This is a genomic window from Solwaraspora sp. WMMD406 (assembly GCF_029626025.1).
In the GTDB taxonomy this organism is placed as follows: Bacteria; Actinomycetota; Actinomycetes; order Mycobacteriales; family Micromonosporaceae; genus Micromonospora_E.
Map to the genome: position 1 here is coordinate 2954290 of NZ_JARUBF010000001.1, position 14456 is coordinate 2968745.

Below are 14456 nucleotides of genomic sequence, written 5' to 3' on the forward strand. Positions count from 1 at the left end.
AGCGACGCCCGCCGGGTCAGACGCCCGCCGGGTCAGACGCCCGCCGGGTCCGGCTCGTCGGAGGCCCGGGGGCGAGCCGCCGAGGTGTCGGCCGGCCCTGGCTGGTCGTGCGGCACCGGATCGGACAGCTCCGACGGCTCGAACAGGCCGCGCAGGTCGGTCGGCACATCCTGCTCCACCAGCGCCCGCAGGTCGTCGGTCGTGGGAGCGATGTGTCCCCGCAGCCGGTTGGACTGCCGGACCACCATGTCGTCGAGGACCTGTCGGGCCAGCCGGGCATTGCCGTGATCGGCGGTACGCGCCAGTGACGCGAACAGCTCCAGCAGCCTGGCGTCGGCGGGCGGGCGCAGCTCGTACCCGAGGCTGTCGGCCATCTGTCGAAGGATGGTGACCAGCTCCGGCGCGCTGTAGTCGGTGAACCGTACGTGCCGGGAGAAGCGGGAAGCCAGGCCGGGGTTGGCCCGGATGAACCGGCTCATCTCGGCCGAGTAGCCGGCCACGATGACCACGACCTCGTCGCGGTGGTCCTCCATCAGCTTGACCAGTGTGTCGATCGCCTCCCGGCCGAAATCCCGGCCGTCGCCGCCGGTCGGTGCCAGCGTGTACGCCTCGTCGATGAACAGCACGCCGCCTCGGGCCTGGTCGAACGCGGCGCGGGTGCGTTGGGCGGTGTGTCCGATGTATTCGCCGACCAGGTCGGCGCGGGCCACCTCGACGACCTGTCCGGAGCGCAGCACACCCAGGGCGGCCAGGATCCGGCCGAACAGCCGGGCGACGGTGGTCTTGCCGGTGCCGGGCGGGCCGGAGAAGACCAGGTGTCGGCCGACCTGAGCGACCGGCAGGCCGGCCTGCTGGCGCAGCCGCGACGACGCGATGAGGTTGACGATGTCGGTGACCTCGTTCTTCACCGCCGCCAGCCCGACCATGCCGGCCAGCTCGTCCAGCAGGGTGGCCAGATCATCGGTGGCCGCGGCGGCGGCTAGCGGTGGCGGCACGTCCTCGGGAAGCAACGTGGCCAGGGCGGCCTCGTCGGTGTCCGAGCTGTCGGCGAGGCGCTGCGCCTGCCGCGTGATCATCGTCTCGAAGACCTGGCGGGCGGTCCGCGCGTTGCCGAAGTTCTCGTCTCGGGGTACCGAGGCGAAGTACGCCCGCAGGGTCTCCCGGGTGCCGTACTCGAGTCCGAACCGGTGCTGACTACCCAGCGCTTCCACGATGGTGACCAGCTCGTCGTCGGTGTACGGGGCGAAGACGACCCGCTTGCCGAACCGGGAGCTGAGGCCTGGGTTGGCGGTCAGGAACTGCGCCATCTGCTCGGCGTATCCGGCGACGATCACGACGACGTCGTCGCGGTGGTCCTCCATCAGCTTGACGAGCGTGTCGATCGCCTCTTGGCCGAAGTCGGGGCCGTCGCCCCGGCTGGAGCTGAGCGTGTACGCCTCATCCAGGAACAGCACGCCCCCGAGCGCGCGGGTGAACACTTCGGTCGTCTTGATCGCGGTGGCGCCGACATACTGGCCGACGAGGTCGGCGCGGGCGACCTCGACCACGTCCCCGGTCCGCAGGACGCCCAGCGCGCCGAGGATCCGGCCGTACAGCCGGGCGACGGTGGTCTTGCCGGTGCCGGGCGGGCCGGAGAATACCAAATGCCGGGCGATCGGCGGTACGGGCAGTCCGGCGGTACGCCGCCGTTGGGCGAGCAGGTTGAGATTGACCAGTGACTTGACCTCGTCCTTGACCCCGGCCAGCCCGACCAGGGCGCGCAACTGCTCCATCAGGGCGTTGACGTCGTCGGACGCGCCGCCGAGGCGTTCGGCGGGCGGCGTGGTCGTGGTGCCGGCATCGGCGGGCGGCGCGGGCTGGGCGCTCGGCGGGCGGTGTGTCACCCCGCCGGTGGAACGGTCGCCGGTGGAACGGTCGGTGAACAGCCCACGTGGGTCGACGCCGGGGCCGGTGCGCACCTCCTGCCCGCTGTTGCCGCCCAGCCGGCAGTCGCGGACCGAGACCTCGTCGCGGGTGAGCACCACGAGTCCGTCGCCCTCGTTGCCGAAGATCTCGCATCCGGCGAGCGATCCCTGGGACTCCGCGTCGAAGCGCGCCCCGTCCGCCCCGCAGCCGTGTATCCGGGTCCGGGTCAGTGTCAGCACGGCGCCGGCGCGGGCCAGCATCCCGGTCTCGGCGGCTTCGGTGATCACGCAGTCGCGGGCGGTGAGCTCGCCGTTGTCGACCACCACGCTGGTGGTCGCGCTCTCGCGGAAGCCGCAGCCGTTGGCGCGCACGGTGGCGTCGTCGACGGCCAGGGCGGCGCCGCCGCTCGTCGCGATCTCGCAGTCGTCGAGAGTGGCGACGGATCGGGTCTTCACGAGCATCCCGTTGTCGCCGCTGCCGGTCACCGTCAGACGGCGCAGGGTGGGGCGGGCGCCGTGGTCGACGACGACGCCGTGCCGGCCGGCGCTGGTGACCTCGACGTCCTCGAAGACGCCTTCGGCGTCGTTGACGACCAACGCGTCTGTCGGACAGTCCCGGAGTCGCACCACACTCAGCTTCGCGGTGGCCCGGCTGTCGACCCACACCGCCGCGAGCTGGCCGCCGCGTATCTCACACTGGGTGATGGTCGGGGTGGCGCTGCGTCCGATGTAGACGCCCAACTGGGCGGGAGCCTCGGCCTCCGGCTCGGAGCCGCCGTCGATCAGGCAACCGCGTACGGTGGTGCGGCTGCCATCGTCGACGGCAAGGGCCGGGCCGACGCAGCGTCGCAGCTGGCACCGTTCCACGGTGCCGGCGGCCTGCTCGGTGGCGCACACGCCGTTGCCGGCCGCGTCGCTGATGACGCAGTCCAGCAGGTGCGGATCGGCGCCGGAGCTGATGATCACCGCGGAGCTGCCGAACTTGTCGAACCGGGAGTGCGCGACCAGGCCACCCGCGCCGTCACTGAACATCACCCCGGCCCCGCCGATGTTCGTGAAGTGGGACTCGTCGGCGTTGAACACGCCGGCCCCCTGCACCGCGACAGCGGCCGCGGAGTTCGCCAGGATCCGGCAGCCGAGCAGATCGAGTTGTCCATCCCGTACGTCGACGGCGGCGTCGTCGGGATCAGCGTGCCGCAGGATCACTCCGGCGACGGTCGCGCTGCCACCGAGCAGGGCCAGCGCCGGGCTACCCGGCGCGGCGGTGACCACGACGTTGCCGGGGTTCGTGGCGGTCACCCGTACACCGTCGGGCAGCACCAGCGACTCGTCGTACCATCCGTCGGCGAGCGCGATCACCGCGCCGGGCCAGGCCACCGCCAACGCCCGCGCGATGGTGGGGTAACAGCCGGGCGAATCGGGGTCGACGTATAGCACGGTGTCGTCATGCGGCGGCGTCTTGCCGGTGTGGACGACGAGGTCGTCGGTCAACCGTTCCTCCCGGGTCCCGTGGAGCGGCTGTGTGCGATCCTAGGCCATGCTTTACCGGTTCCTGCCGGCGTGTGTCGCGCTGCTGCTGTCGGCGCTGGTCGTGACCGTTCCCGGCACCGCGGCGCACGGCGCCAGCGGGTTCCCCACCAGGTACGGCGTCCCGAGCGGCGCCGAGGCACTCGCGCCGCTGGTGGTCGGCACCCTGCAGTCGGACACCGGCCTGCCCAGGCGACAAACCGTCAGCGGACGGCAGTGCGTCAGCGGGTCGCGGATCGTCGCGACGTCGTTGCCGTGGGCGCAGCGCCGGTTCGCCCCGACCCGGGTCTGGCCGCTGTCCACCGGTGACGGTGTGCTGGTGGCGGTGGTCGACTCCGGGGTGAGTCGGCAGTCCACCGCGTTGACCGGCGCGGTCGCCTCCGGGGCGCGGGTCGCTGGCGCGGGTGCCCCGGATGTCGACTGCGACGGTCACGGCACGTTCGTGGCCGGCGTCATCGCCGCCCGGCCACAGCCCGGGTCGGCCTTCGTCGGCCTGGCACCGGCGGCGCGGATCCTGCCGGTGCGGGTCACCGACGACGAGGGCACGGTGACCGTCGCACGGCTGGCCGCCGGGATCCGAGCCGCCGTCGACGCCGGGGCGAAAATCGTCACCGTGTCGTTAGTGCTGTCCGAGTCAAGTCGGTCGCTGCACGACGCGGTGCGGTACGCCACCGCGCGGGGCGCGCTCGTGGTCGCCGCCGCCGACATCGAGAGCGATGACGACGTGATCGGATACCCGGCCGCCTACCCGGAGGTACTCGCGGTGGGCGCGGTGCACTCCGACGGGGTGCGGGCCGGTTACTCCGCCGCCGGCGGCAACCTCGGTGTGGTCGCACCCGGAGCGGACGTCACCAGCGTCGGGGTGAGCGGCCCGGGGCACCTCGTCGGTGGCGGCAGCGGCGTCGCGGCCGGATTCGTCTCCGCCACCGCCGCGCTGACGCTGGCCTACCGGCCCGGGCTGAGTCCGGCACAGCTGGCCCGGCGAATCAAGACGACCGCGGACCGGCCGGGCCGCGAGGTCCCGGACAGCGAGTACGGCTACGGCGTCGTCGATCCGTACGCCGCGGTCAGCACCCTGCTGCCGCAGGAGTGGTCCGGCCCGGCAACGAACCCGGTCTCGCCACCGGCACCGCCGTACGTAAGCCTGCCGGTGCCGGCCGACCCGCGTCCGGCCGTCATCGCGTACCTGGTCACCGGCGGCGCGGTAGCGGTGGCCGCGCTGACGGCGTTGGCCACGGCGGTACGCCGACGGCACCGGGCGCAGCAGGCGCGGCGGCCCGACGATCCGGCCGACCGGTCACCGCCGGGTGAGGCGCCGGACCGGGCGATCGGTCAGCCCGTCGCGCCGTCCCGGAGGTAGGCGGTCTGGATCAGGGTGGCGCCGCGCCGGGTCACCAGCTGGGCCCGGCCCGCCGGCAGTACCCGGCCTTTGACCGGCGACCCGGCCGGGGTGTCCATCGGCGGGCACGACAGCATCAGATCGGGCACGTTCAACTCGCCCAGTTTGCGCAGCAGCGGATCCATTCCGGTACGGCCCGATCCGGCCGCCCCCCGGGCGACCACCACGTGCAGCCCGATGTCCGCGCCGTAGGCCAGCAGATCGAGCAGCGGGTCGATCGGGCTGTTCACCGAGGAGGCGAGTAGGTCGTAGTCGTCGAAGACGAGAAACACCTGCGGGCCGCTCCACCACTGGCGATGGCGTAGCTGTTCGGGTCGGACCTCCGGGCCGGGCATCCGGTCCCGCAGCGCGGGCGCCACGTCCGCCAGGGTCTGCCGGGCGCTGGCGGCGGTGACCGCGTACCCGATTCGGTACTCCTCCGGCAGCCACTCCAGCAGGTTGCGGCGCAGGTCGACCAGGATGACCTTCGCCTCGTCCGAGGTGTACCGGCTGGTGATCGCGCGCAGCACCAGCCGGACCAGGTTGGTCTTGCCGCTTTCGGCGTCACCGAGCACGCTGAGGTGCGAGTGCACGTCGAAGTCGTGCCAGACCGTGGCCAGGCTGCCCTCCGCGACGCCGATCGGGATCCGTACGTCGCCGTCCGGCGTGGGCAGCGTGTCGGCCGGCAGCGTGTCCGGCAGCACCCGCAGGCCGGGCGCGCTCGGGCCGGACCAGGCCGCGCTCACCGTCTCCACCAGTGCGGTCTGGCCCACGGTCAGATCGGTCGGGTCGCACTGGCCGTCGATCCTCGGCAGCGCGACCAGGAAGTGGGCCTTCTCCGTGGTCAGTCCACGCCCGGCGGCGACCGGGACGGTCGCGGCCAGCCGGATGTCCACCGCGGAGTCGATTGCCTCACCCATTCGCAGCTCCAGCCGAGTGCCGAGCTGGTCGCGGACGCTCATGTGGATCTCGCTCCACCGCGCGGCCGTGACCACCAGGTGTACGCCGTAGTTCAGCCCTCGCCCGGCGATGGTGCGCACCGCCGGCTCCAAGGCTTCGAATTCCTGCCGCAGCGTCGCCCAGCCATCCACCACCAGGAACACGTCGCCGTACTCGTCGTCGTCGAACCGCCCGGCGTCGCGCTCCCGGCGGTACGCGGCCATCGAGTCGACGCGGTGCTCGGCGAACAGCCGCTCCCGGCGGGCGAGGACGTCGCCGATCTCGCTGACGATCCGACCCACCCGGTCGATCTCGGTCCGGGCGGCGACCGCGCCGACGTGCGGCAGCCCCGCCAGCCCGCCCAGGGTGCCGCCGCCGAAGTCCAGGCAGTAGAACTGGACCTGCCGGGGGGTGTTCGACAACGACAAGGAACAGATCAGCGTACGGAGCAGCGTGCTCTTTCCGGTCTGCGCGGTGCCGGCGACGCCGATGTGCCCGCCCGGACCGTTGACGTCTGCCACCAGCAGCTCGCGTATCTGGTCGAACGGCCGGTCCACCACGCCGATCGGTGCGGCCAGCCGGCTGTCTCGATTGTCCGGGCCGAGGCCACGCGCCGGATCGAAGACGAGCGCCGGCAGCAGCTGGTCCAGGGTGGGCGATTCGGCGAGCGGCGGCAACCACACCTGGTGGGCCGGCGGCCCTTGGTCGCGCAGCGCCGCGATGATCATGCCGAGCAGGCTCTCCTCGCCCAGCGCCGACTCGCCCTCGGGAATGTCGGGCGTCTCGGGCCCGTCGGGCTTGGCCTGCGCGGCGGCGTGTTCGGCGAACCACCCGGCCGGCCGCGGTGTCGCCTCGAAGGGCAGGACGGCGCGGGAAGCGACCTCCGTCGGACGGCCCTTGCGGCTCACCGGTCGGACGTACGGTCCTGACACGTACGCCGCCTTGAACCGCACCATCGACGTCACGTCGAAGCGCAGGTACCCGTTGCCCGGCGCGGACGGCAGCTCGTACGCGTCCGGCACGCCCAGCACGGCACGGCTCTCCGAGGCGGAGAACGTCCGCAGACCGATCCGGTAGGACAGGTGCGTCTCCAGCTGGTTGATCCGCCCGTCGTCGAGCCGCTGCGAGGCCAGCAGCAGGTGGACGCCCAACGACCGGCCCAGCCGGCCGATCATGACGAACAGTTCGATGAACTCCCGGTGCGCGGCCAGCAGTTCGCTGAACTCGTCGACCACCACGAAGAGGCTGGGCAGCGGGTCCAGCGGTGTCCCGGCCGCGCGGGCCCGGTTGTAGTCGTGCACGGAGCTGAAGTTGCCCGCGCTGCGCAGCAGCTCCTGGCGGCGGATCAGCTCGCCGTGCAGCGCGTCGTACATTCGGGCGACCAGCGGGAGCTCGTCAGCCAGGTTGGTGATCACCGCCGAGGTGTGCGGCAGCTGATCGCAGCCGAGGAAGGTCGCCCCGCCCTTGAAGTCGATCAGGACGAAGTTCAACGTCTCCGACGAGTGTGTCACGGCGAGGGACAGCACCAGCGTACGCAGCAGTTCACTCTTGCCCGACCCGGTGGCACCGATGACCATGCCGTGTGGACCGAAGCCGCCCAGCGCGGACTCCTTGATGTCCAGGTCCACCGGCGCGCCGTCCATGCTCATCCCGATCGGCACTCGCAGCCGGTTGTTCCCGCCGCGCGCCGCCCACAGGGCGTGCACGTCGAGGTCGTCCAGGTCTCCGAGACCGAGAAGGCTGGCCAGGCTGATGCTCGCGGTCGCTGGCTCGGCGACTTCGGCGCTGTCGCTGGGTCGGAAGGCGGCGATGGTCCTGGCGAGCGCCCGCGCGTCGGCCGTGGAGAGCTGGTCGGGCCGCCCCAGTACAGTGCGCTGCTGCCGCCCGTCCGGGGTCCGGTCCATCATCGTCACCTCGGTCGCCGTCACCTCCAGGTGCAGCAGGTCACGGACCGATTGTTCGGCCAGGTGACCGTCGAGATCGATGAGGATCGCGTTGCGGTAGCCGGCGCCGGCGAACCGGTTACCGGCCGACGCCTCTACCCCGTCCACCAGTACCACGACGAACGGCTCGTCAGCGGCGGGGACCGCCCCGACCTGAAACCGGTTGCGGCCGGTGAACGACTCACCGAGCGCCGACTCCACCGCGGCCAGGTCGGTGCAGAACAGCGGTGCGGCACCCGCCCCCAGGCTCGACATCGTGTGTGGCGTCCATTTCGCCCAGTCCCACCGGGCCGACCGGTGCGGGGAGGCGCAGATCACCAGTCGTAGGTCGTCCGGGCCGTGCAGGGTGATCAGCTGGGCGAGCACCGCGGTGACCAACCCGCGTACGGCCTCGGGGTCGCCGGTGAGCCGCAGCGCCCGGAACCCCCGCAGGTACAGCGCGAACGGCAGCTGCGCCACCGTCGTGTACGCCTGGACGAAGCGGCGCAGCCCCTGCGCGGCCAACGGTTCGAGGTCTTCGACCGGCCGGGTCTGGGCCGGGGTGATCCGGGCGCTGAACCGCTGCACGCCCAGCCCGGCACGGACCTCCGCGAAGTCGGCGTGGTGGGCCCGCCGTTCCCACAACCGGTCGCTGATCGCCACCGACCAGAGCGTGTCCGGCGCCGGATGGTTGAACGCCATCGACTCGCGCTGTCGGTCCACCATCTTGCGCACGAGTCGGCGCAGTTGCGACAGATAGCGGAAGTAGTCACGTCGCTCCCCGCGCATGCGCTGCTTGCGCTCCTTGGCGGTCTGGCCGAGCTGCCCGACCAGCATGCCTAGGGTGGCCACCACCATCAGCCCGGCCGCCATGTACATCAGCACCGCGTTGCCCGGCGACACGAACAGCAGGATCACCACGCTGGACGCGATCGCCATCGGTAGGTACATCAGGACCATGCCCATGTTGCCGGTCGGGAACTCCGGCACCGACGGCGGTTCCTGCACGGTGATGTCGCCGGTGGGCAGTTCCGGACCCTTGCGCCGGGCCGGTCGTCGGAATGGGATGGTGCTCACCTGGTGTCTTCCTCCCTGCCCAGCCGACACGTCGACCGGCCATCGGCGCACCACCGCGCCGCCAACCGCGGACAGTGTGGCAGACTCGCGCCGTCGTCTTCCGTCCCCACAGTGAGGTCGCTTGATGGCCACCACCGAGGCCGCGCCGCTGTGCCGGTTGACTGTGCATGGACCCCGCCGCAGCGCCGACCTGGCGCTGCCGACCCACATCGCCCTGGTCGAACTGCAGACCGAGCTGGTTCGGCTCGTCATCGACCCGCACACGTTGGCCGGCGCGGACAGCGACGGCTGGGTCCTGCAACGACTCGGCGAGGAGCCCCTGGACACCGCGCAGACGGCGGCGGTGCTGGGCCTGCGCGACGGTGACGCGCTGCACGTCCGCCCCCGCAGTACCCCGCTGCCGGTGGCCGCGTTCGACGACGTGATCGACGGCGTCGCCACCGGTATCGCCGCGCGCCCCAACCAGTGGCGGACCGACAGCTCCGAGCTGGCGCTACGCGCGGCGCTGGTCGCCGCCCTGTCGACCGGGTTGGCGTTGCTGGCGTTGCCCGGCGCGACCGGTGTCGGGGTTCTGGTCGCCGCCGGCGCGGCGGTCGCTCTGCTCGCCGCCGCCGCGACGGTGGCCCGAGCCTTCGCCGACCAGACGACCGCGATGGTGCTTGGTTGCGCGGCGATCGGCTATGCCGTGCTCGCCGGCCTGCTGCTGCCCGGCCAGCCGTTGGCGGCTCCGGCGCTGCTGTCCGCCGCTGCCGCCGCCGGTGGGTTCGCCCTGCTCCTCCGCCTGCTGATCGGTGCGGGCGAGGCGGTCGCGGTCGCGGTGCTGACGGTTGCCCTGTTCGGGGTGGCGGCCGGTGTTGGTGCCACGATGGTCGGCCTGTCCACCGCCGCGACGGCCGCGTTGACGCTGTGCGTTGTCGCCGTCGCCATCGGACTCATGCCGATGCGGGCTGTCCGGCTGGCGGGCATCACGCTGCCGCCGCTGCCCAAGGGCCTGCCGGATCTGCAGCGCGAAAGCGATCTGACGCCGGGCGACGAACTGATCGCAGCGGCGGCCCGGGTCGACCGCTACCTCACCGCCCTCTACACCGCGCTGGCCGTGGTGGCAGCCGTGACGCTCACCGTCCTGGCCTGGTCGCCGGGGTGGGCGGCGACCGCGATGACGGTGGCGGGCATCCTGCTGACGCTGCTGGAGGCCCGGTCGGTCAACCGGGTCGGGCAACGTTTCGCCTTCCTGTGCGCTGGCGGCTGGGGCCTGGCCCAGCTGCTGCTGGCCAACGGATTCGCCGACGGTCCGGGTGGGCGGGCCGTGACGGTGTTGGTCCTGGTCGTGGCGGCCGTGGCGGTCGCGTTCGGCGTACGGGCGCTGCCACAGCGGCAGTTCACCGCGTACTGGGGCCGGGCCGGGGACATCCTGCAGACCGCCGCCGCGCTCAGCCTGCTGCCGCTGGCCATGGACGTGCTGGGTGTCTACCGCGCGGTACGCGGTATCGGCGGATGATCGGCGTCGGACTCCGGACCGGGCAGCCCGAGGGGGACGGCCGTGTACGCGCGTCGTGACCAGGTACAGGCACAGGCCTACGTCAACCGGCGGCTGATCCTGGCGGTGCTCACCGCCGACCCGGACGCGCCGGAGGTGCCCACCCAGCGGACCACCTTCGGCATGATCGCCGGGTCCGTCATCATGGGCCTGATAGTGGCCGGCTTCGCCGTTTTCGGGCTGATCGTTCCGGGCGGGTCGACGGCATGGCGGGAGCCCGGCGCGCTGGTGCTGGAAAAGGAGACCGGGGCGACCTACCTGTACGTCGACGGGACGCTGCACCCGGTCCGCAACCACACCTCGGCCCGGTTGCTGCTCGGCGGCGAGCCGAACCTGGTCTCGGTGTCGCGTCGGTCGCTGGACGGGACGCCGCACGGTCCGGCGCTGGGCCTGCCGGACGCGCCGGAGAGCCTGCCGGACCCGGACGCGCTCAACCACGGCCCGTGGAGCGTGTGCGCCGGGTTCCGACTCGACGACACCGGCGTGGTGACACCGCTGGTGAGCCTGATCGTGGCCGAGCTGCCGGACACCACCGAGGTCGCCGACGATTCGGCGGTGCTGGCCCGCGCACCCGACGACAGCTGGTACGTGATCTGGCGGGGCACCCGGTTGAAGGTGACCAGGCCGTGGATTCCGACCGCGCTCGGCCTCGACCCGGCCACCGCGCTGCCGGTGGCGGCGAGCTGGCTCAACGCGGTGCCGGCCGGTCCTGATCTGGCCCCGCCGGCGGTCCCGGGACGCGGTGGTGCGGGACGCCAGCTCGACGGTGACCAGACCCGGATCGGGCAGCTCTTCGCCGTCCGGGACGTGGCCGGTGACCAGACGTACTACCTACTGCGCGCCGACGGCTTGGTGCAACTGTCCGATTTGGACGCAGCGCTGGTGCTCGCCGACCCGGACACTGCGGCGGCCTACCCCGACGGACCGGTCGTCGCCCGGCCGCTGAGCGCCGCCACCCCCGCTGGCGCGCTCGCCCCGGTCACGGCGGGGACCGGCGGCGACCGTCCCACCGCGTTGCCGCGCCAGGTGACGGTGGGCGCCGGCCAGGCCGCCTGCGTGCTGGCGACCCCGGCGACCGAGGGTGCGCAGGCCGAACTGGTGCTGGCGGCGGCAGCGGCGACGACCGCCGCCCCCGTCGTCGCGCCCGCGGGCTCACCCGCCGACGGCCGACTGGCCGACCGGGTACGGGTCGCGGGCAGCAGCGGCGCGCTGATCCGTCCGGTTGTCGCCCCGGACGTACCCGGCATCGCCTACTTCCTGGTCACCGACGAAGGCATCAAGTATCCGATCCCGTCACAGGCGGTGCTGCTGGCACTCGGCTACGACGCCTCCGACGCTGTGGCGATGGCACCACAACTGCTGAGCCTGCTGCCCACCGGACCCGCCCTCGACCTCGCGCCCATCGTCGGTTGAGTCGCGGCGGCCGACGGGACCTACTGAGCCCTGCACGTCGCTCCGTCAGCGGGTCGGCGCAGCGGTTGCCGCGTGAGGCGGGTGGGTATCTGTGGCCCGTGCAGGCAGAAGCAGATGCCAGCACCGCGAGATGCCCGGCTGCTACCTCAACGGATTCCACGAGCGGCGCGAGCTGAGCTACCCCGAGGACGGGTACGCCTTCCCGCAGGAACACGACACCTTGTCACCGGCCGGCCACCCGGTGCGGATCCGTAGCACCCGCCTGGTGTCGCTGCCCCGTCAGCGGGTCGCTGCGGTCGCGTACGAGATGGAACTGCTCGGCGACGACCCGGTCGACGTCCGCCTCTACTCGGACGTGCAGGCCAACGAGCGGGTCCCGGACCGTGCCGACGACCCCCGCGCCGCCGAGATCATCGACGACCCGCTCGCCGCCGAGCTGCACCGCAACGACGACGACGGCGGCTGCGGGGTGCTGACGCACCGTACCGAGCGCTCCGGGTTGCGGGTCGCCGTCGCGGTGACCCACGACATCGACGCACCGGCGGGCTGCACCGTCCGCGAGGAGTGCACCCCCGACCGGCTGCGAACCGCCGTCGAGGGCCGGCTGCGTCCGGGCGAACGGCTGACGGTCACCAAGTACGCCGGGTACGAGTACGGGCCGGTCGACGATACGTCTCCTCAGGACCTGGCGGACCTGGTGACGAGCGAGGCGGCCACCGCCGGGCGCGACGGCTTCGCCGCTCTCGTCACCGAGCAGTGTGAGGCGGTGCAGGCGTTCTGGCGGGTCGCCGACGTCGAACTCGACGGCGACCGGACCATCGCGGCGAAAGGGCTGACCGGCAACGGGTACGACGGCCACGTCCTCTGGGACACCGGAAGCTACGTGCTGCAGGCGTTGACGTACCTCCAACCGGATGTCGCCCGGCGGGCGCTGCGCTGGCGGCACGCCCACCTGGCCGAGGCCCGCGATCGCGCGGCCGAACTGCGGCTGCCCGGCGCGACCTTCCCGTGGCGGACCATCGGCGGCCGGGAGTGCTCCGGCTACTGGCCGGCCGGCACGGCCGCGTCGCACGTCAACGCCGACATTGCCGACGCGGTACGCCGCTACGTCGCCGCGACCGGCGACGACGACTTCCTCGCCGAGACCGGGTTGGAGCTGCTGGTGGAGACGGCAGGCCGATCTGGTGTTGGCGATGCAGCTGTGCCCCGGCGAGTTCACCGTCGAGGAGAAGGCCCGCAACTTCGCCTACTACGAGGCCCGTACGGTCCGCGACTCGTCGTTGTCGGCCGGCCCGCAGGCAGTGCTCGCCGCCGAGGCCGGGCACCTGGATCTCGCGTACGACCTGTTCGCCGAGGCCGCCCTGCACGACCTGGCGGATCTCGGCGACCGGACCACCGACGGGCTGCACCTGGCCGCGTTGGCCGGGGCTTGGATCGCGCTGGTAGCCGGCTTCGGCGTGCTGCGCGACGACTGCGGGTCACCCTGACCGCTGACGAGGTCCGCTACGAGCTGCCCGACGCCGACCCGTCGGCCACCGTCGAGCTCACCCATCAGGGTGAGCCGGTACGGCTGACCGGGCGCGCACCCGCCGTACGGCTGATGCCTGCCGTGCCGGACCACGGCCCGGAACCGTCGCCGCCGCACGGCCGCCGTCCCGCCCGCCGCAGCCACCAACCCTGACTGCGGCTGACCCGTTCACGGTCGACGGGGGAGTGCCTGGTGCCAGGTGTCGTGGCTGTGGTCATCGCCGAGGATCAAGATCAATGTGAGCGTCATAGCCCTCAACCTCGCAACTTGAGGGCTATGACGCTCACATTGATCTTGCCGGAGCGGGTGACGCTAGGCAGCGGGCGTCGATCAGCCCTGCGGTGGTCGGTGCGGCATGAGATGACGGGTGAAGAACCGGACCGCGCTGTCCAGCTCATGCTCCGGGAGCCGGTCGGCGTGCCGGCCCGGGTTGGCGTGCAGCGTCTTCTCAGTCGAGCCGAAGGCGTCGAACAGGGCCAGGCTCTGCTCCCGGGGCACCCGTTCGTCGTCCCACTGGACCAGGAACTCGACCGGCACGGTAATGCGAGTCGCAGCCTCCAGCGTGGCAGCGGCGGCACCGCCGCCCAGGCCGAGAACCGCCGCGCGCACGCGCGGCTCGGCGGCGACGAACGGTACGCCGAGCCCGCAGCCCAGCGAGACTCCCCAGTAGCCGACCGGCCCGGCGTCGAGGTGATCGAGGACGGCCCGCCACTCCGGCACGGTCTGCTCGGCGACCAGGGCATGGAAGTCGGCGAGCAGGGCGGCCAGGTCGCCGCCGGAACTGACAGCGGCCTGGATCTCAGTGGCGATGGCCTGGTAGCGCTCGTCGGTCGGCCGGTCGCCGTGGTTCGGCACATCGACGCAGACGGCCGCAAAGCCACTGGAGACGAAGCGGTGGGCCCGGTGCACGACGCCGGGAGCGGTCTTGTGCTGGCCGCCGCCGTGGCCGATGACGATCAGCGGCGGACGGTCGGCGCCGCTGCCGGCTGAGGTCCAGAGCACAGCGGGTACGCCGTCGACGGCGAAGTGTTCTTCCTGGATGGTGTGCATGCGCGTACGCGCCTTTCGAGAGTCCCGGTGCGGGCGCTCCCTAGACCATGCGGGGGAGGGAGTCCCGACCTGTCACAGCGTTGATCGGACTCACCTCCTCGGGCAGCAGTCATGCACGGCGCAGCGATCGTAGCGCAACCCACCCCAGCTATCGGCGCTCAGCTCTCGGCCGAAGGCGTAC

7 protein-coding genes and 1 pseudogene are annotated in these 14456 nt (G+C 72.3%); 5 read left to right on the top strand and 3 right to left on the bottom strand.

Annotation, left to right across the window (positions count from 1 at the left end):
* Positions 1 to 32: 32 nt before the first annotated feature.
* Positions 33 to 3395, bottom strand: coding sequence for an AAA family ATPase (locus O7632_RS13315; protein ID WP_278114456.1), 3363 nt, complete (start codon positions 3393 to 3395; stop codon positions 33 to 35).
* A gap of 46 nt (positions 3396 to 3441) precedes the next feature.
* On the opposite strand from O7632_RS13315, the gene O7632_RS13320 reads away from it, so the two are divergent.
* The gene (locus tag O7632_RS13320) at positions 3442 to 4791 is read left to right on the top strand and encodes a S8 family serine peptidase (RefSeq protein WP_278114457.1); all 1350 of its coding nucleotides are present in this window, start codon (positions 3442 to 3444) and stop codon (positions 4789 to 4791) included.
* Here the strand turns inward: O7632_RS13320 and eccCa are convergent.
* Positions 4764 to 8747: a type VII secretion protein EccCa gene (eccCa, locus tag O7632_RS13325; RefSeq protein ID WP_278114459.1), complete on the bottom strand. Its 3984-nt coding sequence runs from the start codon at positions 8745 to 8747 to the stop codon at positions 4764 to 4766. The two genes, O7632_RS13320 and eccCa, sit on opposite strands and share 28 nt — an antisense overlap.
* 124 nt (positions 8748 to 8871) lie before the next feature.
* Between eccCa and eccD the strand changes: the two genes are divergently transcribed.
* The 4 genes and pseudogenes from eccD (at position 8872) to O7632_RS13345 (ending at position 13184) form a co-directional block, all read left to right on the top strand.
* Positions 8872 to 10245, top strand: a complete 1374-nt coding sequence (gene eccD / locus O7632_RS13330; protein WP_278114461.1) for a type VII secretion integral membrane protein EccD — start codon at positions 8872 to 8874, stop codon at positions 10243 to 10245.
* Positions 10246 to 10287: 42 nt separating this feature from the next.
* Positions 10288 to 11697 carry a type VII secretion protein EccB gene (gene eccB, locus O7632_RS13335; RefSeq protein WP_278114462.1) on the top strand — a complete coding sequence of 470 codons (1410 nt, stop codon included), beginning with the start codon at positions 10288 to 10290 and terminating at the stop codon, positions 11695 to 11697.
* Between the two features lie 130 nt (positions 11698 to 11827).
* Positions 11828 to 12806 (top strand): annotated as a pseudogene (locus tag O7632_RS13340) (family 65 glycosyl hydrolase); the annotation flags it as partial.
* 84 nt (positions 12807 to 12890) lie between these two features.
* The gene (locus O7632_RS13345) at positions 12891 to 13184 is read left to right on the top strand and encodes a hypothetical protein (protein WP_278120020.1); all 294 of its coding nucleotides are present in this window, start codon (positions 12891 to 12893) and stop codon (positions 13182 to 13184) included.
* A 371-nt stretch (positions 13185 to 13555) separates the two neighbouring features.
* Here the strand turns inward: O7632_RS13345 and O7632_RS13350 are convergent, their stop codons facing one another.
* Positions 13556 to 14275: a dienelactone hydrolase family protein gene (locus O7632_RS13350; RefSeq protein ID WP_278114463.1), complete on the bottom strand. Its 720-nt coding sequence runs from the start codon at positions 14273 to 14275 to the stop codon at positions 13556 to 13558.
* Positions 14276 to 14456: the final 181 nt, after the last annotated feature.

What these genes read in the sequence shown, in the direction of transcription:
- eccD (WP_278114461.1), top strand. Translation starts at nt 8,872, where the DNA reads ATGGCCACCACCGAGGCCGCGCCGCTGTGCCGGTTGACTGTGCATGGA.
- O7632_RS13345 (WP_278120020.1), top strand. Translation starts at nt 12,891, where the DNA reads ATGCAGCTGTGCCCCGGCGAGTTCACCGTCGAGGAGAAGGCCCGCAAC.
- O7632_RS13350 (WP_278114463.1), bottom strand. Translation starts at nt 14,275, where the DNA reads ATGCACACCATCCAGGAAGAACACTTCGCCGTCGACGGCGTACCCGCT.
- O7632_RS13320 (WP_278114457.1), top strand. Translation starts at nt 3,442, where the DNA reads ATGCTTTACCGGTTCCTGCCGGCGTGTGTCGCGCTGCTGCTGTCGGCG.